At 47.3% G+C, this 23,413-nt stretch carries 19 protein-coding genes; 11 read left to right on the plus strand and 8 right to left on the minus strand.

The annotated features are described in order from the left end of the window. Positions 1-50 precede the first annotated feature (50 nt). The 3 genes from pyk to PLE7327_RS00870 all read left to right on the plus strand — a co-directional run bounded on the left by pyk (position 51) and on the right by PLE7327_RS00870 (position 4,010). A complete protein-coding gene (pyk, locus tag PLE7327_RS00860; RefSeq protein WP_015141963.1) occupies positions 51-1,475 on the plus strand; it encodes a pyruvate kinase in 1,425 nt (474 codons plus the stop codon). Positions 1,476-1,514: 39 nt separating this feature from the next. Next, complete coding sequence (locus PLE7327_RS00865; RefSeq protein ID WP_015141964.1) at positions 1,515-2,210, plus strand: 2,3-bisphosphoglycerate-dependent phosphoglycerate mutase; 696 nt, start codon at positions 1,515-1,517, stop codon at positions 2,208-2,210. Between the two features lie 168 nt (positions 2,211-2,378). After that, positions 2,379-4,010, plus strand: coding sequence for an alpha-D-glucose phosphate-specific phosphoglucomutase (locus PLE7327_RS00870; protein WP_015141965.1), 1,632 nt, complete (start codon positions 2,379-2,381; stop codon positions 4,008-4,010). 57 nt (positions 4,011-4,067) lie between these two features. Here PLE7327_RS00870 and PLE7327_RS00875 read toward each other — a convergent pair whose 3' ends face one another. Then, positions 4,068-6,494: a transglycosylase domain-containing protein gene (locus tag PLE7327_RS00875; protein WP_015141966.1), complete on the minus strand. Its 2,427-nt coding sequence runs from the start codon at positions 6,492-6,494 to the stop codon at positions 4,068-4,070. A 76-nt stretch (positions 6,495-6,570) separates the two neighbouring features. Here PLE7327_RS00875 and PLE7327_RS00880 point away from each other — a divergent pair, with 76 nt between their 5' ends. Then, positions 6,571-6,978, plus strand: coding sequence for a helix-turn-helix domain-containing protein (locus tag PLE7327_RS00880; protein ID WP_186005356.1), 408 nt, complete (start codon positions 6,571-6,573; stop codon positions 6,976-6,978). Positions 6,979-7,806: 828 nt separating this feature from the next. On the opposite strand, the gene PLE7327_RS00890 is transcribed toward PLE7327_RS00880, so the two are convergent. Further along, the gene (locus tag PLE7327_RS00890; RefSeq protein WP_015141967.1) at positions 7,807-8,376 is read right to left on the minus strand and encodes a Uma2 family endonuclease; all 570 of its coding nucleotides are present in this window, start codon (positions 8,374-8,376) and stop codon (positions 7,807-7,809) included. A gap of 309 nt (positions 8,377-8,685) precedes the next feature. Between PLE7327_RS00890 and PLE7327_RS26290 the strand changes: the two genes are divergently transcribed. Next, on the plus strand, positions 8,686-8,859 hold the full coding sequence (locus PLE7327_RS26290) for an AbrB/MazE/SpoVT family DNA-binding domain-containing protein (protein WP_371265308.1): 174 nt from the start codon (positions 8,686-8,688) through the stop codon (positions 8,857-8,859). A gap of 147 nt (positions 8,860-9,006) precedes the next feature. Beyond that, a complete protein-coding gene (locus tag PLE7327_RS25580) occupies positions 9,007-9,162 on the plus strand; it encodes a type II toxin-antitoxin system PemK/MazF family toxin (protein ID WP_186005357.1) in 156 nt (51 codons plus the stop codon). A 128-nt stretch (positions 9,163-9,290) separates the two neighbouring features. Here the strand turns inward: PLE7327_RS25580 and PLE7327_RS00900 are convergent, their stop codons facing one another. Beyond that, a complete protein-coding gene (locus PLE7327_RS00900) occupies positions 9,291-10,355 on the minus strand; it encodes a tocopherol cyclase family protein (protein WP_015141968.1) in 1,065 nt (354 codons plus the stop codon). A 174-nt stretch (positions 10,356-10,529) separates the two neighbouring features. On the opposite strand from PLE7327_RS00900, the gene rplU reads away from it, so the two are divergent. After that, a complete protein-coding gene (gene rplU / locus PLE7327_RS00905) occupies positions 10,530-10,964 on the plus strand; it encodes a 50S ribosomal protein L21 (RefSeq protein ID WP_015141969.1) in 435 nt (144 codons plus the stop codon). A 43-nt stretch (positions 10,965-11,007) separates the two neighbouring features. Beyond that, entirely contained in the window at positions 11,008-11,283 is a 276-nt protein-coding gene (rpmA, locus tag PLE7327_RS00910; protein WP_015141970.1) for a 50S ribosomal protein L27, read from the plus strand. An 85-nt stretch (positions 11,284-11,368) separates the two neighbouring features. Here the strand turns inward: rpmA and PLE7327_RS00915 are convergent, their stop codons facing one another. After that, positions 11,369-12,205 carry a cyanophycinase gene (locus PLE7327_RS00915; RefSeq protein ID WP_015141971.1) on the minus strand — a complete coding sequence of 279 codons (837 nt, stop codon included), beginning with the start codon at positions 12,203-12,205 and terminating at the stop codon, positions 11,369-11,371. Between the two features lie 668 nt (positions 12,206-12,873). Between PLE7327_RS00915 and PLE7327_RS22490 the strand changes: the two genes are divergently transcribed. Continuing rightward, positions 12,874-16,824 carry a PAS domain S-box protein gene (locus PLE7327_RS22490; protein ID WP_015141972.1) on the plus strand — a complete coding sequence of 1,317 codons (3,951 nt, stop codon included), beginning with the start codon at positions 12,874-12,876 and terminating at the stop codon, positions 16,822-16,824. A 22-nt stretch (positions 16,825-16,846) separates the two neighbouring features. Here the strand turns inward: PLE7327_RS22490 and PLE7327_RS00925 are convergent, their stop codons facing one another. The 4 genes from PLE7327_RS00925 to PLE7327_RS00940 all read right to left on the minus strand — a co-directional run bounded on the left by PLE7327_RS00925 (position 16,847) and on the right by PLE7327_RS00940 (position 21,823). Continuing rightward, positions 16,847-18,691, minus strand: coding sequence for a penicillin-binding protein 2 (locus PLE7327_RS00925; RefSeq protein ID WP_015141973.1), 1,845 nt, complete (start codon positions 18,689-18,691; stop codon positions 16,847-16,849). 78 nt (positions 18,692-18,769) lie between these two features. Then, on the minus strand, positions 18,770-19,264 hold the full coding sequence (locus PLE7327_RS00930; RefSeq protein WP_041391760.1) for a hypothetical protein: 495 nt from the start codon (positions 19,262-19,264) through the stop codon (positions 18,770-18,772). Positions 19,265-19,362: 98 nt separating this feature from the next. Beyond that, positions 19,363-20,736, minus strand: a complete 1,374-nt coding sequence (locus tag PLE7327_RS00935) for a serine/threonine-protein kinase (protein ID WP_015141975.1) — start codon at positions 20,734-20,736, stop codon at positions 19,363-19,365. Between the two features lie 85 nt (positions 20,737-20,821). Next, complete coding sequence (locus PLE7327_RS00940) at positions 20,822-21,823, minus strand: LysR family transcriptional regulator (RefSeq protein ID WP_015141976.1); 1,002 nt, start codon at positions 21,821-21,823, stop codon at positions 20,822-20,824. 281 nt (positions 21,824-22,104) lie between these two features. Between PLE7327_RS00940 and PLE7327_RS00945 the strand changes: the two genes are divergently transcribed. Then, on the plus strand, positions 22,105-22,821 hold the full coding sequence (locus tag PLE7327_RS00945) for an NnrU family protein (RefSeq protein WP_015141977.1): 717 nt from the start codon (positions 22,105-22,107) through the stop codon (positions 22,819-22,821). A gap of 217 nt (positions 22,822-23,038) precedes the next feature. Next, positions 23,039-23,380, plus strand: a complete 342-nt coding sequence (locus tag PLE7327_RS00950; protein WP_015141978.1) for a co-chaperone YbbN — start codon at positions 23,039-23,041, stop codon at positions 23,378-23,380. Positions 23,381-23,413 lie beyond the last annotated feature (33 nt).

The raw sequence follows: 23,413 nt of genomic DNA on the forward strand, positions 1-23,413 counted from the left end.
GCATCATAAAAAATATATATAGCGATCGCTATTTCGCCAAAAGAGTACTTATGAAACCTCTAATGCACCGTACTAAGATTGTTGCTACTATTGGTCCGGCGAGTAGTTCTCCAGAAATCCTCAAGCAAATGATCCAAGCTGGGATGAATGTAGCGCGGTTAAATTTTTCTCATGGAAGCTATGAAGAACACGCCCGTAGGGTTTCGTTGCTGCGTTCCGTTTCTCAGGAGTTAGAGACTCCTATAACATTACTTCAAGATCTTCAGGGACCTAAAATCCGAGTAGGCGAACTGCCCGACGGTTCGATTCCCCTCAACGAGGGCGAGTCTCTCACCTTAGTTCCAATCGCCGAATTTACCGAGCAACCCAATACCATACCGATAGACTACCCCTATCTCGCCCAAGAAGCCGAACCAGGAGCGCAAGTATTGCTTGATGACGGTTTATTGGAATTAAGGATCGAAAAAATTCAAGGGAATACCCTTATTTGTCAAGTTATCGACGGGGGAATCCTTAAAAGTCGTAAAGGAGTGAATTTACCCAGCGTAGATTTGCGTCTACCGTCGATGACTCAAAAGGATAGAGCAGATCTCGAATTCGGACTATCTCAGGGAGTAGATTGGGTTTCCTTGAGTTTCGTTCGCAAAGCAGAAGATCTTCGCACGCTCAAAGAATTTTTGGCGGCAAAAGGAGCAAGTGACCTGCCCGTTATCGCCAAAATAGAAAAACCTCAGGCGATCGCAAACTTAGAAGCTATTCTAGAAGAGTGTGACGGCTTGATGGTGGCGCGGGGAGATTTGGGCGTAGAAATGAGTCCCGAAAAAGTGCCGATGTTGCAAAAGCGGATTATTGGGATGTGCAATCGCAAGAACATTCCAGTCATTACGGCAACGCAGATGCTCGATAGTATGATTCGCAATGCCCGCCCCACTCGCGCCGAAGCTAGCGATGTGGCTAATGCTATTGTGGACGGAACTGATGCTGTCATGCTATCAGGAGAGTCGGCAGTGGGCGATTTCCCGGTTAAATCGGTAGAAATGCTCGTCAAGATTGCCAATGAAGTCGAAAAAGACATTCAATTCGTCAATCATCCACCAGCAGAAACTGACGAAACCCACGCCTTGAGCGAAGCCCTCAACGCTATTGACAAAATTCTCAATCTGCGCTACGTGGTTACCTTCACCACTACAGGCTATACGTCTCGAATTGCTGCGGGAGAGCGCCCTAGAGCGCCAATAATGGCTTTTACGTCCAATCCCAAGGTATACCACCGCTTAAACCTGATTTGGGGAGTCATGCCTATCCTGCTCGAACACGAGATGGAGTCCTTTGAAGATTTGGTCGAGCAAGCTGAAACTTATTTAATTCAACAAAATTTAGCATCTGTTGGGGATTGCATTTTGATTATGGCAGGAATTCCCACACAAAAACCAAAAGGAACTAACTTTCTCAAAATTCACAAGCTTGGTCAGTAGCTAGCAAGCAATGACTAGATAACCAAAGACTTTTGACAAATGGCAAAACTCATTCTCATCCGTCACGGTGAAAGTATCTGGAACGCTGCCAACAAATTTACAGGTTGGGTTGACGTTCCCTTAAGCAGGCGAGGTCGTGCAGAAGCAACGATTGCCTCCGCGAAATTAAGACACTACCGGGTAGATGTCTGCTTCACCAGTCTCTTAGTTCGGGCAATGGAAACGGCAATCCTCTGCCTGACTGAATATGAAGAAATCTGCGGTGGAAAGACTCCTATTTTTCAACACGCAGCAGACGACCCAGAATGGCACGGCTGGGATAAATATGAAGGCAATCCCAATGAAGAACTGCCCATTTTTCTCTCTCAGGCACTAGACGAACGCTATTACGGTCAGTTGCAAGGCTTGAATAAAGCCCAAACTGCCGAAAAGTATGGCAAAGAAAAAGTACGCGAGTGGCGGCGTTCCTACTATACCTCACCTCCAGGCGGAGAGAGTTTAAAGGATACGCAAAAACGAGTTATTCCTTACTTTACCAGTCGCATTCTCACCCATATCAAGCACGGCGATACAGTGCTAGTGGCGGCTCACGGCAATTCCTTGCGTGCCATGATTATGAAACTGGAAAATCTCAGTCCCGAAGAAGTCCCCAATCTCGAACTTGTTACTGGCGTTCCTATTGTCTACGAACTCGATTCTGAAGCGAATGTTATCGATAAAGCAATTTTGAATTAGTTTCCTGTCAGATAAGACATGAAGGATTTTCAAACATTTTCCCCAGAAAAAAAAAGATTGCGATCGCCTGCAATTTTAAAATCGGTTTTGGCACTTAGCGATCGCGCTCTCTTTTAAAATTTTTAATGTGCGATTGCCAACCCTAGATTTTGTCATACTGTATCGAATATGAATATCAAAACTATCTCGACCACGCCTTTTGGCGACCAAAAACCTGGAACTTCAGGACTGCGCAAGTCAGTTAAAGTCTTTCAGTCGCCCCACTACCTAGAAAACTTCGTCCAGTCCATCTTCGATACCCTCAATTGCCAAGGTCAAACCCTGGTTCTCGGCGGTGACGGTCGCTATTACAATCGCCAAGCCATTCAGACGATCCTAAAAATGGCGGCAGCTAATGGCGTAGGACGAATACTGGTCGGTCAGGGTGGCATTCTATCAACGCCAGCCGCTTCCTGCGTCATTCGCGAGAACAAGGCTTTTGGCGGTATTATCCTTTCAGCTAGCCACAATCCCGGCGGTTCCGACGGCGACTTTGGCATTAAGTACAATGTTACCAACGGCGGACCCGCACCTGAAAAAGTTACCGAAGCGATTTATGCCCGGACTCGAGTTATAGACAGCTACAAAATCTTAGAAGCAGCAGATATCAATCTCGATCGCCCCGGTTCTTTTGTGCTGGGAACGATGGACGTAGAGATTATCGATCCCGTCGCCCCTTACGTCAAGTTAATGGAGTCCCTCTTCGACTTCGATCGCATTAGCGCTTTGCTGACCTCTGGAAAATTTCGCATGTGCATGGATTCCCTCCATGCCGTAACCGGACCCTACGCCAAGGCAATTTTTGAGCAACGTCTGGGCGCGCCCGCAGGAACGGTAATCAACGGCGTTCCCCTGGAAGATTTTGGCGGCGGTCATCCCGATCCCAATTTAGTCTATGCGCGCGAGCTAGTAGACATTCTCTACGGCGACAAGGCGCCAGATTTCGGGGCAGCTTCCGATGGAGACGGCGATCGCAACATGATTTTGGGTCGCAAGTTCTTTGTCACTCCCAGCGATAGCCTCGCCATCCTCACGGCAAATGCCCATCTCGTGCCGGGATACCAAGATGGATTGGCAGGAGTTGCCCGTTCCATGCCCACTAGCGCAGCAGTTGACCGAGTAGCCTCTCAACTCGGCATCGATTGCTATGAAACCCCGACGGGTTGGAAATTCTTTGGCAATCTGCTAGACGCAGGCAAAATCACTCTCTGCGGCGAAGAAAGCTTCGGGACGGGTTCTAACCACGTTCGCGAAAAAGATGGCTTGTGGGCAGTTCTTTTCTGGCTCAACATTTTAGCTGCGCGGGGCGAATCAGTCGAACAAATCGTTCGCAATCACTGGCAAAAATACGGTCGCAATTTCTATTCCCGTCACGACTATGAAGAAGTCGATGCAGCGAGGGCTAATGAAATGGTAGAACGCCTGCGTTCTCTACTTCAAGATCTCAAAGGAAAGCCATTTGGCAACTATCAAGTCGCCTATAGCGATGACTTTAGCTATACCGATCCCATAGATGGCAGCGTCAGCCAAAAACAAGGCATTCGCATCGGTTTTACCGATGGTTCTCGCATTATCTTTCGTCTCTCCGGTACGGGAACGAAAGGAGCAACCGTGCGAGTGTATCTAGAAAGCTACGAACCCGATCCCAACAAGCACAATCTCGATCCGCAAGCAGCGCTCGCGCCCTTGATTGGCATTGCTCAAGGAATCGCCCAGATTAAAGAGTTTACAGGAAGAGAAGCACCGACGGTAATTACCTAAGCGATTGGCGCAAAGCAGGGAACGGAGACGCAGGAAAAATCTGCAACTCCTATCCTGTTAATCTTTTCGAGAGGCGGGAGGGGCTGGGGGAGTAAAAGTAGAAGCAGGAGGGGGAGCTGCTGGAGCCGTCGTCGGTTGGGGAGCGGGAGTCGGAACAGGAGCGGGTTCTGGTGCTCGATTGACTGGCACGGGCGCTACCCGACGAGAATATCCCGATCGCGATTGCCGAGGGCGATAAACTCTTCGTTCCGGTCGAGCGTAGGTAGCGGTGCTTCTACTGCGTCGCAAACGCTGTCTCCTTCTAGGGACGCTAGCTTCACCCACAGCACCGACTCGTTCGCCATCCGGGTTAGTTGCCGTGGTGTAATTATAATAACTGCGCCTGGGCTTAATTGGTTCGGCTTTGATGGTTCCTTGGCGACCCTCTATTCGACCGGGAAGATCTGGAAAAGATTCGCTAGGTATATCTTCAGTCGCTTCTAACATAAATTGCCGCCAGGTAGCCGCCGCCGTACTGCTTTGACCCCAAGTGGCTTGATTATTGTCGTTACCCAGCCAGACTCCGGTCACTAATTGAGGGATATAGCCAACGAACCATAGGTCGCGAGCTTTGTCAGAGGTGCCCGTTTTCCCCGCTACGGGTCGCCCGATTTGGGCAGCAACGCCGGTTCCGCCATCGACCACCCCTCGCAACATCCAGGTTACGATCGCTGCCGTATCCGGATCGATCGCTTCTTGAGCTTTAAAGTTCGCTTGATAGATAATCTTTCCCCGGCGATCGAGAATGCGACTAATTCCGTAAGGAGGTTGGCGAACGCCTCGATTGGCTAGCGTGCCATAAGCGCTGGTCAGTTCTAGAAGATTGACTTCGGACGCGCCCAAGGCAAGCGAATAGGTGGGGAAAAGCTTCGATTCGATGCCCATTTTTTGGGCGATTTTGATAATTGGATTCCAACCGACCTCTACCAGCACCCGCACGGCTACGACATTAAGCGAGTCAGAAATCGCGTTGCGCATAGAGACTTGAGCGCCGCTATACCTGTCGCCGTAGTTTTCTGGTTTGTAGCCATCGACGACGTATTCCGCGTCTGGAAAACGACGATTGGGCGAAAAACCCGCCGCGATCGCCGTTGTATAGACAAAGGTTTTAAAGGTCGAACCGGGTTGGCGTTTGGCTTGCGTTACGCGATTGAATTCATTTTTGCCAAAATCCGTTCCTCCAACCATTGCTTTAATTTGACCGTTGCGGGGATCGATGGCAACAATAGCCGCTTGCTCGAAACGCTGCCATTTGCCATAGCGCTCTACGGTTCTCTCGATGGTTTCTTCGGCATGTTTCTGCCAGCGAGGGTTAAGCGTCGTTTCGACGACGATTCCTCCCGCCTTGAGTACCTCTGGAGATACGTACTTGGGAAGTTCTTTTTGAATGTATTCGGTAAAGTAAGGCGCTTTCCGTTCCAAACGCTTCAGCTTGCCTTGCTTTACTTCTAAAGGCGAGGCGATCGCCGCTTCGGCTTCTTGGGCTGTAATCAACCCTTGAGCTTGCATCTTTCTGATAACTTGATTTCTACGTTCCTTGGCGGCTTTAGGATTGTCTAGCGGCGAATAAACGCTGGGAGCTGGAACGATTCCTGCCAGCGTTGCCGCTTCCGCCAGGGTTAGTTCGCCTACGGGTTTGCTAAAATAAACCCAGGCTGCGTCGGCAATGCCATACGCGCCCGACCCCAGATACACGAGATTGAGATAGCGCTCTAAAATTTGCTCTTTATCAAAATTTTCCTCAATTTTTTTTGCCAGTCGCATTTCTTTGAACTTGCGTCCGACGTTGCGCTCTTGGTTTAAGAATGTGATGCGAGCTAGCTGCTGGGTAATGGTACTGCCTCCCTCTACCACTCCCCCGGCTTGCAGGTTGGTAACGACGGCTCTGGCAATGCCCAAGAGATCGACTCCCTGGTGTTCTTGAAAGCGGCGGTCTTCGCTGGCAATAAACGCTTTGCTAACGCGATCGGGAATTTGCCATATTTTTAGTTTTTCGTGAGTCACCGGACCGATTTCTTGCAATATCGTGCCATCGGCTGCTTCGATCGTTATCGTTCCTGGCGGAGTATAGGTCAAGATTTCATCTACCGAATCCGGCAATCCGCTTTCTATATAGTACGCTCCCGCACCAAGCGCGATCGCGCCGCCGCCCAGGGCAACCCCCGTACCTATCAAAAACCAAAATCTGGGACGACGATGGCGAAAAACTCCTTGAGAAAGTGCTTTGAAACGACTGGAAAAATTAGCCAACAGGACGGGAAGACGAAACGATTTAGTTCTTCGTTTCTGTTTTTTTGAGGTGGGTTTTCGTCGCCTCTGTGGGTTAGGTTGAGGAGGGGAAGGCGATTCCGAGCGAGTTTCGGAGTTAGACTCCAATTTCTCGGCGCTCGCGCGAAGAGATTGACTCAACCGTTTTTTTGCCTTGGGGTTGAATTTTTTGAACACGTTACCTTCTCAAGCGATCGGGACTGGTAAGATTCCAGTGTCGAGCTGTCTAGTACCGCTTATCATAGCTCATTTTTTGAGAAGCGAAAGCAAGCCTTACAACAAGGACTGCAACCGGCAACGAACCCAAGAAAGAGCCGAAGCTTTGAGCTTAAGCGCCCAAGGGTGGAAAGTGTCGGAGATTGCCAGTCATCTTAACCGTGCATCGAATCCAGTCCGCCAAACATTTTACCGATGGTTAAGTCAAGGAAGAGAGGGATTATTTGATGCACAGCGTTCGGGGAGAGCCAAGAAATGGAAAGAAGAAGAGCTAAAGTTATTAGAGACCGGTCTTTCTGAAGAACAAAGAACCTATAATAGCCGTCAACTTTCAAAAAAAAAAAGACTGGCGAGGGAAAAGAACGAAAGAAAGTTTAAAGAGAAACCAAAATCCCCAGCAAAAAGCGAAAAAGGTAGCCGAATTGGAAACGCTGAAACGCCATGAAGAAGAAGGGTTAGCGAGATTAAAATATTTAGATGAAGCCGATTTTTGTCTTTGGAGTCCAGTCAGCTATAGCTACCTAAAAAAGGGCTGGCCGAAAGAAATAAAACAGACGAAAACAAGAGGAAGAAGACTGAGTATCCTGGGCATTTTTGAAAAAGATTGGAGTTTTGAGTCTAGATTAGTTTGAGGAGGAGTCAAGAGCGATGTCTACAGAAAAATCCTGGACTGGCAAGCCAACAAAGCTCGAGAGCATCTACAGAAAACTGGAGAAATAACCGCGCTCGTTCCAGACAACTATTCGGTTCACCCAAGCCAAAAAATTCAACTAAAAGAACTGGAGTAGCAAGAAAAAGGATTAGAGTTTTTCTTTCTTCCTATAGTCCCGAACTCGAGCGAATTGAACCAGAGTGGCGTCAATTGAAAACTCATGCCTTAGCTGGAAGGATGTTTGAGGATGAATTTGATTGAGCACAAGCAATCATTCAAGCCATTGAATCTAGAAGCAGAAAAAACAATTGTGATGGTCAGCGATTTCGTTTTAATTAAATAACGAAGCCAGAAAAGATTGAGCTCAGAAATTATTCAATCTTGTTGGTTTAATTCTGCCTACCTACTTACTATAATAATTAACGATTGAAAATAATTACTTTTGATATTCCTCCACAAACTGCATTCGTAAGCGATGAAACAAGTACAAACAGTGATGCTGTATGTCAACAAAAGGGCAAGTCCATCCAAACCACCGCCATCATTGCCGATAGCCAATCGAAGAAGTTTTCTGTGGCTCGATGGGAATCAGTCAGATAACAGGTAGGTTAGCCATCGCAGTTAAAGAATTCCTCCCAAATCCAACACAAAACCTGGCAGTACATTCTCTCCATCCAACTGAGTTGGGTTGGTTAAAACTTCTACGGGTTGTCCGATTCTATAAATTTCCACGGTTTTGAGCATCGGGTCGAGCAACCATCCCAATCGCACCCCATTATCGAGATATTCTTGCATTTTGTTTTGCAGTTCTTTGAGGCTATCCGATGGAGATCGCAATTCGACGACAAAATCTGGGGCTATGGGAGGAAACGTTTGTCTTTGTTGGTCGGTTAAATTTTCCCAGCGAGAACGTTGTATCCAACTAGCATCGGGAGAACGGAAAGCACCACTAGGCAATTGAAACATGGTTGAAGAATCAAAAGCTACGCCCGTACCGTCTTTTTTTGCCCAAACCGTCAATTGAGCTGTCAGCCAACTATTTCTCATTCCGCTTTCTCCACCCGTGGGCGACATGACAACTAATTCTCCTCGCGCGGTCAGTTCTAGTTTGGCATCGGGATTGGCATAACACAGTTGGGTAAACTGTTCGGCGCTCAAATGAATGACTGGTTCTAACTTCAACGTAACCATCGCGATTGCTCCAGACAGGTTATCGACAAATCAAGACTCATGAAACCGATAAGCGGACAAAACCCCGTTCCCGGATAGAACAAATATACCATAAGGCGAGGGGATGTAAAAGAAGGCATCATTCTCTTACATCCGATTAAAACTATGATTAAAATACTTTTGTTCCTTTCTCCGCTCCTCGTATAAGCTAAATATATACTTAGAATCAATAAAGCATAGATAATCCAAAAGGAGATCGTTTTGTCTACTAATATCGGCAAATGGAGCAATAGTTTGGGGTTAAGGATACCTGGATAGGTAGCCGAACAAATTCATCTCAACGAAGGGGATGAAGTTACCTTTTCTGTTGAAGGCTCCCGATTAGTTGTTACACCAGTTCGTCGCAGGAAATACACGCTTTCTGAACTCCTCGATGGGATGAGCGAGGAGAATTTACACTCGGAAATCGATTGGGGAGAGCCAATGGGGCGAGAAGTATGGTAGAAGAATATATTCCCAGCAGAGGAGATATTACGAGAGCAGGCAGGAGTTCGTCCGGCTTTAGTCATTTCGCCATAAGCTTACAATCAGATTTCTCATTTGGTTGTGGCTTGTCCAATTACCAGCCGCCTCAAAGGATAGCGATTTCAAGTGCCTCTCCCTCAAGGACTGACAACTTATGGGGTAGTTTTATCCGACCAAATTCGCGTATTTGATTGGCAAGTTAGAAATGCTCAATTTGTCGAAAACGCTCCCCAAGAGTTGATTGATGAAGTTTTAGCTCGATTAGCACCTTTAGTAACGTGAGCGATCTCAATGCCCAAAAGTAACGTGAGCGATCTCAATGCCCAAACTCTTAAATCTAACCCTTAAAAGCTATCGCCCCATCTCTTGAACTTCTCTGCAATCTGCTCTTGTTCCAAAAATTCCGATACTTAAAACACCCAAGCTTCATCCCAGGGTGCGCCACCGACTTCCAAACCGCATAAAAAACTCTCTGCTCTCAGAAGCGTTCTCCCATTAATTTCTCGCAATTCTAACAATAATCGCCCATTCATCGTATCCCGACAGCGAAAGCTTAAACCCTCTTCTGTCGGCACGCGCACCAAAGTTCCAGAGCGATCGCACTTTCCAATAAGCAATATTTCAAATTGATGATTTCTCGCTTGCATCTCCCACCTTCCCCACGGCTGAACTCGCCAACTGACTTGGGAATTCCAAGGCACGAACTCATAAAACTTGCCCTGGTAGTGAAGGCAAATTAACCCAACCGACTCCATCCACCACAAGACTTTTCTTCTTCCCCCGCCGGCAGTTAAAGCAAGATCGGGATGGCAAATAAAACTATTACAGTTAATCCAGAACCACTTTTGTGGAAAAGAACGACCCCAGTTTTTTTCGCTATAGGCTGGGGCATTAGTAAAATTATAGCGATCGCCATTCCAATCGATCCATCCCGTCGCCAAGCCATGAGCCATTAAAATCTGCCATCCGGGTTCAAAAATAGGCAAATAAGACATTAAACCGCCAGTCGCTTGTTGAGGTAAATTGGGATTGCCCCAGCCATAGATTGGCTGGATTTCGTAGTGCCATCGGCAATAAAACTGACTGCCCGGATCTTGAATATAGCCTTGATTTAACGTTGCGGTGGCTTGATATCCCTCGTGCATTTCTCGCTCAAACGAGGCAGGAGCGAGTCGTTGGCAGGAATGTTTTCCATTAGTCCGTCTGGCGTGCCCCAAACCTAGATAATCTCTCGCGCCCCAAAAACTCCGCACGTCGGGAAAGGTGCGCCAAAGATAGCGATCGCCCGCACCGAGGATTTGAGCCGCACCGCCACTGTGAGGTTTACCTCCGATGGGATCGTCGATCGAATACATAAAGCCAAAGCTTTGCCCCCATTCGGGAAGAGTGACTCGATAGTACCACCCTTCAAAAAAGCGATCGCCATTACCATCCCAGTGATAGCCGCTATGCGGGGTTTGGAGTGAATTTGCCATATCGCAAAGTTGACAATTTAATTTTTTTTGACACAACTGTAACTAATCTAGGATAATAAGAGATCGTGTGTCTAACTCCTGCTCGGACCAGGTTAAGACATCAACCAAAAGCAGAAAAATATTTTCAGAATTGATTTTCTGCTACCTGTACGGCAATTTACTGGAACTAGAGAAATGAGTTACGCAATTATTGAGACTGGCGGTAAGCAACTACGGGTAGAACCGGGTCGCTTTTATGATATCGAACTCCTTCCTGTCGAAGCAGATGGTAAATATACCATAGACAAAGTTTTACTGGTAAACCACGATGGCGAAGTCACCATCGGTCAGCCTTTCGTCGAAGGCGCGATCGTAGAAGGTACGGTAATGAGACATCTGCGAGGACGGAAAGTCATCGTCTACAAGATGAAACCAAAGAAGAAAACCCGTAAAAAGCGGGGACATCGCCAGGAACTTACTCGCCTGATGATTGATTTGATCGGTCTTAATGGAACGGTCATCGCCTCTGCATCCACCCAGGCACAGACAGCAGCAACACCCGCCGAAGAAAGTTCTGCAAGCGAGTCTGAGACCCAAGAAACAACCAAAGCCTCAGCGAAAAAAAAATAAAATAGATTTGGAATAGTCAAGTAGGAAATTAAAGTAAGAAACTATGGCTCATAAGAAAGGAACTGGTAGTACTCGTAACGGGCGCGACTCCAATGCCAAACGCTTAGGGGTTAAGCGCTATGGCGGTCAGTTGGTCAAAGCTGGTAACATTCTCGTTCGCCAGCGCGGGACTAAATTTCATCCCGGAAACAATGTCGGTAGAGGCAGCGACGATACTCTATTTGCTTTAGTCGATGGGATCGTAACTTTTGAATACAAAGATAGAAGCCGCAAGAAAGTCAGCGTTTATCCTGTTGCCCAGGAAACTACGGTAGCCTAAAATAGGCGTTGTAGGGGCAGGTTGTGAAACCTACCCCTCATCAGTCGGAGACAATCGCGGAGACTAAGACTACTAAAAGCTGGATCTAACTTGCGATCACGGCTGGAGGATTAGTTTGAGAAACAACTGGTTGGCGAGTTTTCAGATTAAAGCGGAATCCATGGGGCAGAACGTGCAATTCGACTCCACACACAGCTATGGGTTCGTCTTTTAGCACTTTATCTAAATTATTATAAGTTGCTTCAGATTCATCCACAATCGTAACAGAGCCGCGCCCGACCACTCTCACTTCATCGCCATTGACGATTATTGCCGTATCCTCGTCGATGCCGAATCCTAAATCGGCGGGCTGCTGGACTAGCGCTGCGATTAAGCGTCCTAGCCGTCCGCGTTGGGCAAAGTGCTGGTCGATAACAATCCCCGGTAAAAAGCCCATACCCGGTTCCATTTCTACCACATCCGCACGGGGGTTAGTTTCGGAGTCGCCTTCTATAATCATGACATCGGGCATCATGGCAGCTCCCGCACTCGTACCGCCTACGACCATTCCTTGGGTATGCCGTTGATGAAGTAACTCGTCGAGTTTAGTGCCTTTGATATATTCAATAATGCGAGCTTGATCTCCTCCCGTAAAAAATACCCCCGTTGCCTTCTCGATAATTTCTAAATTTTCTGGGCGTTCGGCATCATCGCGACGTTCGGTATCGACAACGCGCACGTCTTCAACACCCAGTCGCTCGAATATGTGCATATATTCTTCTCCGACTTCACCGGGTAAGCTAGTTGCAGCGGTTAATACAGCAATCCTAGCTTTAGTTCCTCCGGCGCGGCGCACAAACTCGCGCAAGACATTACAATCTCCGCTTTTGTCCTCTGCACCGCCAATAATCACCAATTCCCCCCGATGGCTTTTTTCTTCCATAGAATCCTCTTATCAAGTTATCAGTTACTAGCGACCGATAATTATTGCACGGGCCTAGGATTTTTGTCTCCGTACAGTTGTTTAATTTAGGTCGCACTGTATCTGTGAAGCGATCGCTCCTTTATCGCTAGAAATTTTTCAAAAAACTAGAACAACTTAAATTATAGAAATAGTGCGGTTTTGGCTGAGTCCGCCAATAGTCATAAATTTTTCTGGCAATGAAAATCACAGCTTTCTATCTTTTCTATCTAAAGATAGAAGAAAAAAAGTGAAATTTTTTGATTTTTCTCCATGATTTGTCTTTCTAATCAGCAAACATACTACATAGCAATCCTAAATCATTTGTGAATGTAGTGCGGAAAGCGAAGCGTGTCCGTAGTACATATGTCCCGATCGCGAGCGAAAGCTCTCCCGCATTACAATTTTTATGAATCAACTAGAATTGCCATATTTCCCAATCGGCTTGCTACACGCGCTACTACTAAAAAATAGTCAAGATTTGTATCCTACTGTATAAAAACAATCCGGCGATCCTTGTAATTTTGAAGGGTTTGTTAGCCTAAGAAAGGCAATATAAAGGTTTTTTCAGAATGGCTCTGTTGGCTTAAATTTTCTAAAACTTTAGATATTGCGCCTATCTACGGGATTAGCTCCTAAGTATATCTTCAATGCTAGAACTGTTGCAAAACTTTTTTTCTTCTAGACAGTTTATTCCTCATGGTCACTGCTACCTCTGGAAGTTGGAGATAGTATGGCTCCACCTGTTGTCGGATTCCCTAATCGCGCTAGCTTATTATTCCATTCCGATTATGCTGGTCTACTTCGTGCGCCAGCGACGAGATGTTCCCTTTAAGAGAATTTTCTGGATGTTTAGCGCCTTTATTACTGCCTGCGGCACGACTCATATGATGGAAGTTTGGACGCTCTGGCATCCGACCTATTGGCTTTCCGGAACAATTAAAGCGATTACAGCATTGGTTTCTCTCTACACTGCCTCAGAACTGTATCCCTTAATTCCCCAGGTACTTTCCCTACCGAGTCCCGAACAATTAGAGATTGCCAACCGAGCGCTAGCTGAGAAGATCGAAGAGCGCCAGCAAGCAGAAGCCGAGATCCGCAAGCTTAATGCCGACTTAGAACAACGAGTTAGCGATCGCACTGCCGAGCTTGAGGCTGTTTCACTAGAAGCCCAGAATTATGCTGCCCAACTTGTATTAGCAATGGATATTGCCCAAATGGGAGCTTGGAACTGGGATATGAAAGCCAATAAAGTCGAATTGACGGTTCGAGGCAGACATATTTTTGACTATAACGACACAGAAGAAGTTACCTATGAAAATTGGAAAGAGCGAGTGCATCCTAACGATTTAGAGCGAGTTGAAGCATTAGTTCAAAAAGCTTTGAACGATAGAGAAGACTATAAAGCGCGGTATCGGGTAATTGGGTCGGATGGCAACGTGCGCTGGGTGGATGCATTAGGGCGATTCTACTATGATGCCGAGGATCGTCCGGTGCGGATGATTGGTGTCGTTTCTGATATTAGCGATCGCAAGCTGGCCGAGGAAGCCCTCAAAAAGAGCGAGGAACGCTATCGGGTGCTAGCCGAAAACATTCCGCCAATGGTTTGGATTGCCCGTCCCGATGGGGTTGTGGAATACTTAAACCAGCGCTGGCTCGACTATACAGGACTGCAACCGCACGAAACCCTAGGGTGGGATTGGCAGCAAGTTCTGCATCCCGACGATCGCCTCTTGACTTTCCAGCAGTGGACGACCAGTCTGGCGAGTGGCAACCCCTATGAGGTTCAATATCGCTTGAGACGCTACGATGGCGAGTATCGCTGGCACATCGGGCGGGGCATTCCCATCCGCGACGATCGCGGGGTCATTACTTATTGGTTTGGAACCTGCACCGATATCGACGATCGCATGCGTGCCGAAGCCGTCCTGCACGAAAAAATGACAATCCTGAATGCAGTCAATCAAGCCACGACCACCCTAATCTTTGCCAAAGATTGGCAGGGGCGCGTGCTGATGGCTAATCCAGAGACGCTCCGCTTGATGGGCAAGTCGGAAAATGAAGTTCTCGGTCGCACGGACGTGGATTTCCAGATCGACCGCGAACAGGCACAGCAGATTATGGAACACGATCGCTCGGTGATGGAAACCGGGCAGGTGCAAGTCTTCGAGGAACAATTGAGCTTGCCCGAAGGAACGCGCACGTTTCTGGCGACCAAATCGCCTTATCGAGACGAACGGGGCAATGTCATCGGCACGATCGGCGTAGCAACCGATATCACCGAGCGCAAGCGAGCTGAACGAGAGTTGCAAGAGAGCGAACGTCGCTATGCTACCCTCGCCCAACTATCACCCGTCGGGATCTTTCGCTGCGATCGCGAGGGCAACTGTATTTATGCCAACGAGCGCTGGCTCGAAATCGCCGGACTCTCGTCCGAAGAAGCACGCGGCACGGGTTGGAAGGGCGCGCTTCACCCCGACGATCGCGAGCGAGTCATTAATGAATGGAAGCAAGCGGTTGAAGAAGGTCAGCCTTTTTATTCGGAATATCGCTTCCAACGCCCCGACGGAACGATTAGCTGGGTATTGGGACAAGCACTGCCCGAAACTGAAGCCGACGGTCAAGTTATTAGCTATGTCGGAACGATTACCGATATCACCGATCGCAAGCAAATAGAAGATGCATTGCGCCAGAGCGAGGAAAAGCGTCGATTAACACTAGCTTTAACTCATATCGGTAGTTGGGATTGGAATATTGAGGAAAATATCTTAACTTGGAACGAAAACCATTTCCGGTTGCTGGGATTGCGACCAGGAGAAATAGAAAGCAGCTATCAGACGTGGCGCGATCGCGTTCACCCCGAAGATGTCGAACGGGTCGAGCAAGCCCTTGCCCGTGCCGTGGTCGATCGAGCCGATTTTGAAGCCGAATACCGCATCATCTACCCGAATGGAACCGTTCGTTGGCTGATGAGCAAAGGTCGGGGGCTTTATGACGAGCACAGAAAGCCAATACGGATGCTTGGGGTAGTTTTCGACATCAGCGATCGCAAGCAGGCGGAGGAAGCGCTGCGAGAAAGCGAAGACCGTTTCCGGCGTTCGATTCTCGATGCGCCGCTCCCTATCATTCTCCATGCCGAAGATGGAGAAGTCTTGTTCGTTAACCGTATCTGGACAGAAATAACAGGCTACGCACCAGAAGATCTTCCCACGATCGCCGATTGGACTCAACGCGCCTATGGAGAACGCTCACAAGAGGTCAAAGCTATCATCGATCGCCTTTACAGCTTGGACAGATCGGTCAGAGAGGGAGAATTTACCATCAGAACGCGCACGGGAGCGACCCGCATTTGGGACTTTTCTTCTGCTCCCTTGGGCAAACTGCCCGATGGCAGGCATTTGGTCATCAGTACGGCACTTGACGTGACCGGACGCAAGCAAACCGAAGAAGCGCTGCGAGAGAGCGAAGAACAATATCGCATGACCTTCGATTTGGCAGCGGTTGGCGTTTGTCACGTGGCTCTCGACGGTCGCTGGCTACGATTTAATCAAAAAATTTGCGAAATCACAGGCTATAGCTGTGTGGAGTTGATGGGGATGACCTATCAGGAAATTATCCATCCAGACGACTTGGAAACCGATCGCAATTACGTTCGTCAGTTAGTAGCTGGAGAGATTCCCAATTTTTCGATGGAGAAAAGATACATCCGCAAAGATGGCTCTACCGTTTGGGTCAATCTCGCCGTTTCGCTAGCCCGCGAAGCCGTTTCCGGCGACGGTAGCGGTCGCCTGGGAAGACCGAAATACACGATCGGAGTCGTCGAAGACATCAGCGATCGCAAGCAAGCCGAACTCCAGCTTCAGCAACAAGCAAGCGAACTCAGCCAGTTGAACGCAGCCTTGACGCAAACAACTTCCCAGTTAGCAAAACGCAATCAAGAGCTGGATCGCTTCGTCTACGTCGTCTCGCACGACCTGAAGGCACCGTTGCGAGCGATCGCTAATCTCTCTCAATGGATCGAAGAAGACCTCGAAGGGCAATTGCCCGAAGAAAACCAATACCAGATGGAGCTTCTGCGGCAAAGAGTCTATCGCATGGAGAGCCTCATCAACGGATTACTACAATATTCTCGCGTCGGTCGTAGCGAAGTTGCCACAGAAACCGTGAACGTTGGCGAACTGCTTGACGAGGTACTCGATTCCCTTGCTCCTCCAGCTACTTTTACCATCTCCGTGCCACCCCAGACGCCGACAATCGTCGCTAAACGGCTGCTTCTCACCCAAGTATTTGCCAATCTGATTGGCAATGCCATCAAACACCACCATCGTCCCGACGGGCGCATCGAGATTACTGCTACAGAAAAAGGAGATTACTATGAATTTGCCATAACCGATGACGGACCCGGCATCGCTCCCGAATATCACGAAAGGATTTTTGGCATCTTTCAAACGCTCAAAGCCAATCACTCTCATGAAAGCACCGGAATCGGTTTATCCATTGTTAAAAAAATTATTGAAACCGAGGGGGGCGAGATAGTCCTGGAGTCAGAGTTAGACAAAGGAGCGACTTTCCGCTTTACTTGGCCCAAGTCAAAAAGTTAATGCAGATTTTTGCGAATTAGTATTATTCATCAGTTACCTTCTGCGATGGCGGCATACCCTTTAGGGAAATCAGCGCTTCCATAACCAATTTAGCAACGGGTGCTGCGACAGTAGAGCCAAAGGTATTTTCGCCCTTGGGTTCGTCCACAATGACAAGAATGACGTAGCGAGGAGATTCGACCGGAAAAATTCCCACAAAGCTGGTAATTTTGGCACCGGGAATATAGCCTCCACCCGCGCCCGCTTTTTGGGCCGTTCCTGTTTTTCCGGCGATGCGATAGCCGGGAATTCGAGCGGGTTTGCCCGTTCCGTCAGTTACGACGGTTTCCATCATTTCTACAACTTCTCGGCTAGTCTTGGACGAGAAAATCCGATGAGTCTTAAAAGAAGGTTGCCAGTGGAGATGTCCTTTAGCATCGACTAATCCTCGCACCACGTGAGGCGTGACCAGCTTGCCGCCATTAGCTAGGGCGCCATGTAGCTGAACTAATTTTATCGGAGTTAGGGAAAAGCCTTGACCGAAGGAAGCGGTGGCAGCTTCAATCGCCTTGGCACTAAATTCGGATTTGCTTTTGAGAGATCCGGCAACCTCGCCGGGGAGATCGATTCCTACTCTTTTTCCGAGTTCGAGTTTCTGGAGACTTTTGTAGTAATCTTTGCGGCTAAGTCGATTCATGATTTGAATCATGGCGATATTGCTAGAAGTTTGCAAGACTTCCGCTATACTCAACGAGCCAAATTTCTCTCTAGTGGCATTGTAGATCTCCCAGCCATCGACAGTAATCGAGCCAGAGTCATAGAAGCGACTGTTGGGTTCGATCGCACCTCGCTCTAGCGCGATCGCGATATTGATTGGCTTAAAGGTCGAACCCGGTTCGTAGCGATCGGCAACCGTCCAATTTTTAAACAGTTCGACTTGGGAGCGATGGTACTGATTGGGATTAAAGATTGGCTCGCAAACGAGCGTTACCAGAGAGCCATCGGTTGCATCCATAACGATAACCGCACCTCGTTTGGCATGATATTTTCTCAGTTGTTGCTTTAGAGCAGAACGAGCTGCTCTTTGCAGGCGCAGGTCAATAGTAAGTTGCAACTGCAAATGGTCGAAATTCAAGAGATTTTTGGGCAGATAGGCTGGCACGATCGTCCCATCTCTAGAACTTCTAAGCGAGAAGCTCGTCGAGCTTCTCTCTAGCAACAGTTGCTGGCTGCTTTCGACTCCCGCCTGACCTTTATACTCGCGATCGACGTAACCTACCGCTTCAGCAGCCATTTCTTGTTGCGGATAAAAACGGGAATAGCGTTCTTGCACGTCGATGCCATTAAAATTTAGTTTCTTGATTTTCTCGGCGATATCTTCCGTCAAACTCCCAGAAAGGAGAATTCCCGTTTTTTGTTGTCCAAACTGCTCTAGCAGGTTTTGCTCGGTCGTGTCTCCTAAAGACTGGGCAAGCTTGGTTGCAACTTCCTCTTTTGGTGACTCGAACAGTTTCGGATGCACGAAAAGGCTATAAGTTAGCCGACTGGTGGCGAGCGCGTTTCCTTGGCTATCGACGATCGTCCGTCGAGGAATGTAAGGACGGACTTTTATGACTTGCTGCTGTCTGGCTTTTTGCCGCAGCTCGTCGCCTTGAACGACTTGTAACTGATACAGCCTCCATCCCAAGCCGACACATCCGGCTACCATAACTCCCCAAACGAGAAGTAACCTGACCTTCGGTAACTTAGCAGGGTTGAGTTCGGTTTTGGCTTTGGAAGGAGAGCGACGGGAATTCTGACGGGGAGAAGGTCTTTTTTTGTGTGATGGTTGTTTTTTCGCGGGATCTCTGGCTCTTGAGAATGTGACTTTGGAGGTTGAATCAGTCATTGGTTGTTGTTTGTTTGTTACTGGTTATTAGTTATTTGGAGAAAATTTTTTGCCAACTAACTACTAACCACTAACAATTTAGTAGGCTACGGGAGTTTTACCGATGATGGGTTTATATTTAGCAGTCGCTTTTTGAGGTTGGCTTCGAGAAGGCACGGGTGTTGGAGAAAGAAAGACGATTTGACCCGGATGAAGATTAGCGAGTCCTGTTTCCGGTTTTTCGGCTTGTTGGGCGAGTTGGTTTTTTATCGTTTCGTTCATCGCTGTTAGATGACGTTCGTGTCGCTGCAAAGTTTCTAATTTTTTATACTCCTGACCCCAGATCCTCGGAGTATAAACGCTCCAGGCATAAACTCCCAATACGGAAGCTACCAGACAAAAAGCAATTCCAGATGACAGCTTTTGTAGGAATAGGAGCGATCGCCATTGAGAAGACAATCGACGCGATCGCGGGGGCAATGGTTTGACGTTTTGCCGCAACGCTGGCGAAGCAGCCAAAGGGCGAGTCGCTTTGTGGGAACGAGAATTTCTCGGTAAAGTTGCCGATCTTTTAGAATGATTATGCAAAGACATATCCGACCCTGCGGTTAATGGTGTATATTTTAGGGGCATTATAACCGTCAAGAGTCGGAATTCAGAATTTAAGTTTCCTTGAGTCTTGTTAAAATTCTTCAGAAAAAGCGCGAGAGAATTAAATAAATCAAGCGAAAAATTGCTGTAATTGCGATCGCGGTTGCTCCTCCCAAAACGGCAATAATCGCGACAACCGAAATGGCTAACCCGCCCCGCAGGGCTGGGATCGACATGAGTAGGAATGTCAGAACTGCCAAAATTGGTAAATCCTTGCCCTCAATTCCCCGGCGATATAGCGTATAAATCAGTCCTCCCAAGCACATTCCCCATAAACCAAGAGCGATACCGGGGAAAGGCAATAAGCTGGTAAAAGCAATGTACGATAAAGCCCCTTCAAATCCCATAAAAGCTGCACTACCAAGCACTTCTAGCAAGGAAAAAGGCTTTCGCGTTGACAGTGCAGCGGGAGGTAGATTGGCGGGAGTGGGTTTTCCTTGCCGAGATCCCGCTTGGACGAGCGAGGGTCGATCGAGGGCATTGAGGACATCCTGGGCTGACTGAAAGCGATCTTTAGGGGTTGGTAAGAGCATGCGATCTAAGATGGCAGCCAAGGAATCGCTCACTTGCGGGGCATGAGTCCGCCAATTCCAGCCATGATGATAAGAATCGTAAAGTTCCTCCGGTTTTTTCCCCGTCAGTAAATTCAGACAAGTGGTAGCCAAGGCATATAAATCGGTCGAGGGATACACTTGAGAACCCGCCATCTGTTCGGGCGGCGCAAATCCCATCGAATAAATCCCTGTAGATTTTCCCGACGGCGTGCTGCCTATTGCCTGTTGCTTGACAGCACCAAAATCGAGCAGATATAAACGCCCGTTGCGATCGCGCATGATATTAGAAGGTTTGATATCTCGATGGATCGAGCCATTTTCGTGAACGAATTTGAGAACCTTCAGCATTTCTATCAGGAGATGGCGGATTTGGGCTTCTGAGAATTGTCCTTGGGCAGTCAGTTCTTCTTCTAACGTTTGTCCGTCAATAAATTCCTGTACTAAATAAAAAAATCGATCTTGTTGACCGCTAGACCGATTGAGAGCGATTAACGGAAAAAAGGCATATAAATCGGGGATTTGCTCGTGTCGGTTGCCTAAGTTTTCTAGTACGATGGCTTCCCTCTCAAACAGGTTCTGGGCAATTTCTAGCTGCTGCTGATTTAAATTTCCGCTAGGCTGAAACTGTTTGACAACGCACGATCGCAGGGTGGGAGAAAAGCGATCGCGAGCCAGATAGGCTGCCCCAAATCCCCCCTGTCCCAACAATCGTACCGGAATGTAATGCCCGCCCAAAATTAGCGGCATACCGCAGCTAGTACAGTATTTCTGCTGGACGCTTTTTAGCGTTGAGGGATCGTCGAGATCGGCAAAAAGATTTTTAGGGCGAGGACAACCCGGACGAGTGCAAAGAATTTCCATGGATGCATAAATCCAATTCGCAATTCGCAATTTTTATCCCATTAGTTATTAATTGTGAACTGTGAACCGACAAATGCCAATTAACTCAACCTCCTGCCCCATTGGCAGCTACTTCTTTGTAATGCTCGCTATCGTGGGATAGCCGTTCGATATTCAAATACTCTGGGTGGCTAGAAAACTGAGGCAGTACCTCCCGGATAAATGCTTCTGCTGCTTTAGAACGGTAGCGATTGGGATTGATCGCCACAGAGAGGGTACGTCTGACTTCAACGTCTCTGATGGGGGCAATGTGAAGTACGCCCATTTGTAATTCTTTCTCAATAGCTGTCACGGAGACGAAGGCAGCACCCAATCCGGCTTGAACGGCATTTTTAATCGCTTCGATAGAATTCAGTTCCATTTCGACTTTTAAGCGCTTGGTATCTATATCGCAGCGACTCAAAACTTTATCGATAACTTTACGGATGGTCGATTGTGAATCTAGGGTAATAAATTTGAGTTTATACAAATCTTCTTTTTGAATCGTGTCCACTTTTGCCAGGGGATGAAAAACGGGCAGGATTAGCGCCAATTCATCTTCGGCATAGGGAATGATTTTAAGGGTTTCTTGGAGTTCTGGGGGAACCTCGCCGCCGATAATTGCCAGATCGACTTGTCCGTTGGCTACTCCCCAGGAGGTACGCCGCGTCGAGTGAACTTGCAATTGAACCGTAACATCGGGATATTTTTGCCGAAATACCCCGATCATGCGCGGCAGCAAGTAAGTTCCCGTCGTTTGAGACGCACCGACGATTAAGGTGCCTCCCTGAAGATTTTGCAAATCTTCGATCGCCCGACAAGTTTCCTGGCAAAGGGTGATGATTTTTTCTCCGTAGCTGAGTAGCAAGTATCCGGCTTCTGTTAGTTGGGCTTTGCGTCCGCCGCGATCGAACAGCGGGACGTTCAATTGTTTTTCGAGGTTCTGAACTTGCAAGCTAACGGCAGGTTGGGAAACATACAGAGTATCGGCTGCTCTCTTAAAACTTCCCTCGGCGGCGATCGCTTTAAGAATCCGAAGTTGATCTAAGGTAAAAGGAATATCAGACATAGAACATTTGAAACAAAGAGTATGGAGTCAGCAGACAACCAACAATCACAAAGCCAATGGGTCTACATAATTGAGCGAGTCTAGCAGAATCGAACTAGCTACTATCTGGCAGGACAGCTAACCCGCTCCCAGTAACAGATAGAGTTTTACTTATTACACTTCCTTCGCGAGAAGGATTTTACTTGACAGTAGCATAATAAGGGGATCAAATTTCCTTTAGGATAATGAATAAGTAAAACGTAACAAAGGACTATCTTTAATTTATCTATAGATAGAAATTAATGGTTAACTGGGATTGGTTGACGTCGAGTCATTGGGTTATGTTGGGATTGCTGTTGGGATTTGCGATCGTCCACAGCGGTTTAGCGGCTTTGCGACCTTGGGGAGAACGAAAAATTGGGGCTAGACTCTATCGCGTATTTTTTGCGCTAGTCAGTATTCCGCTAGCAATCATTCTCATTATCTATTTTTTCAATCATCGCTATGATGGTTTAATTCTTTGGCAGGTACAAAACGTGCCAGGAATATCGGTTTTTGTCTGGATAATGTCGGCAATTTCTTTTCTCTTTCTCTATCCCGCTACTTTTAATTTGCTCGAAATTGCTGCTATTCAAAAGCCTCAAGTTCATCTTTACGAAACCGGAATTATTCGGATTACTCGTCACCCACAAATGGTTGGGCAAGTTATCTGGTGTATCGCTCATACTTTGTGGCTGGGAACGAGTTTTACGCTGGTGACTTCTCTGGGACTGATCGCCCATCACTTGTTCGCCGTTTGGCACGGAGATCGTCGCCTATATCAACGCTACGGCGAAGCTTTTGTTGCTCTCAAGGAAAGGACTTCAACAATTCCCTTTCTTGCTATTCTCGACGGTCGTCAGACTCTTAAATGGCAGGAATTTATTCGTCCAGCCTATCTGGGCGTTCTTGGATTTATCTTGCTATTTTGGTGGGGACATCCTTGGCTAATTCTGGCAATAGCTAGGGTTAATTGGTGATTTTAGCAAAATTTTCTCCAGTTAGTCGAACTTATAATACAGTGTTTTACTCTGTAAAACCCAAAATTTGAGGCTAAGCCAATAAAAATGAGTGAATTCGCCGATCTTAATGCAATTGCTGAAAATAGCTTTGCCACGCGATCCCAATTGGTTGTAGCATGATTCAACAAAGTCTTATATCAAAACTTAAATCTTTCGATAACAAATTTTTTCGATTATGATGCTGTCAGCGAATGAAAAAACTTTTTCTAAAGTCGTTTTAGAGTCTTCTCAACTCGTTCTCGTTCATTTTTGGGCACCTTGGTGCGGTTTATGCCGCTTAATCGTGCCATCACTGCTTAAATTTCAGTCAGAATCAGCCGGACAGATGCAATTAGTGGGAATCAATGCCGATGAAAATCTCAAATTAGCCAATACTTATCGTCTTAAAAGTCTGCCAACGCTGATTCTCTTTGAAAAAGGACAGATAATTTACCGACTTGAGGGTTTTAATGGACGCGACGAACTACAGCGAAATCTAAATTTGCTTGCATCTAATTTTTGGGTTAAATCTGCTTAACAAAACAAGTAAAAAAGAAAAAGGGAATCCCCC

The sequence above is a fragment of the Pleurocapsa sp. PCC 7327 genome (genome assembly GCF_000317025.1).
GTDB lineage: Bacteria > Cyanobacteriota > Cyanobacteriia > Cyanobacteriales > Microcystaceae > Hydrococcus.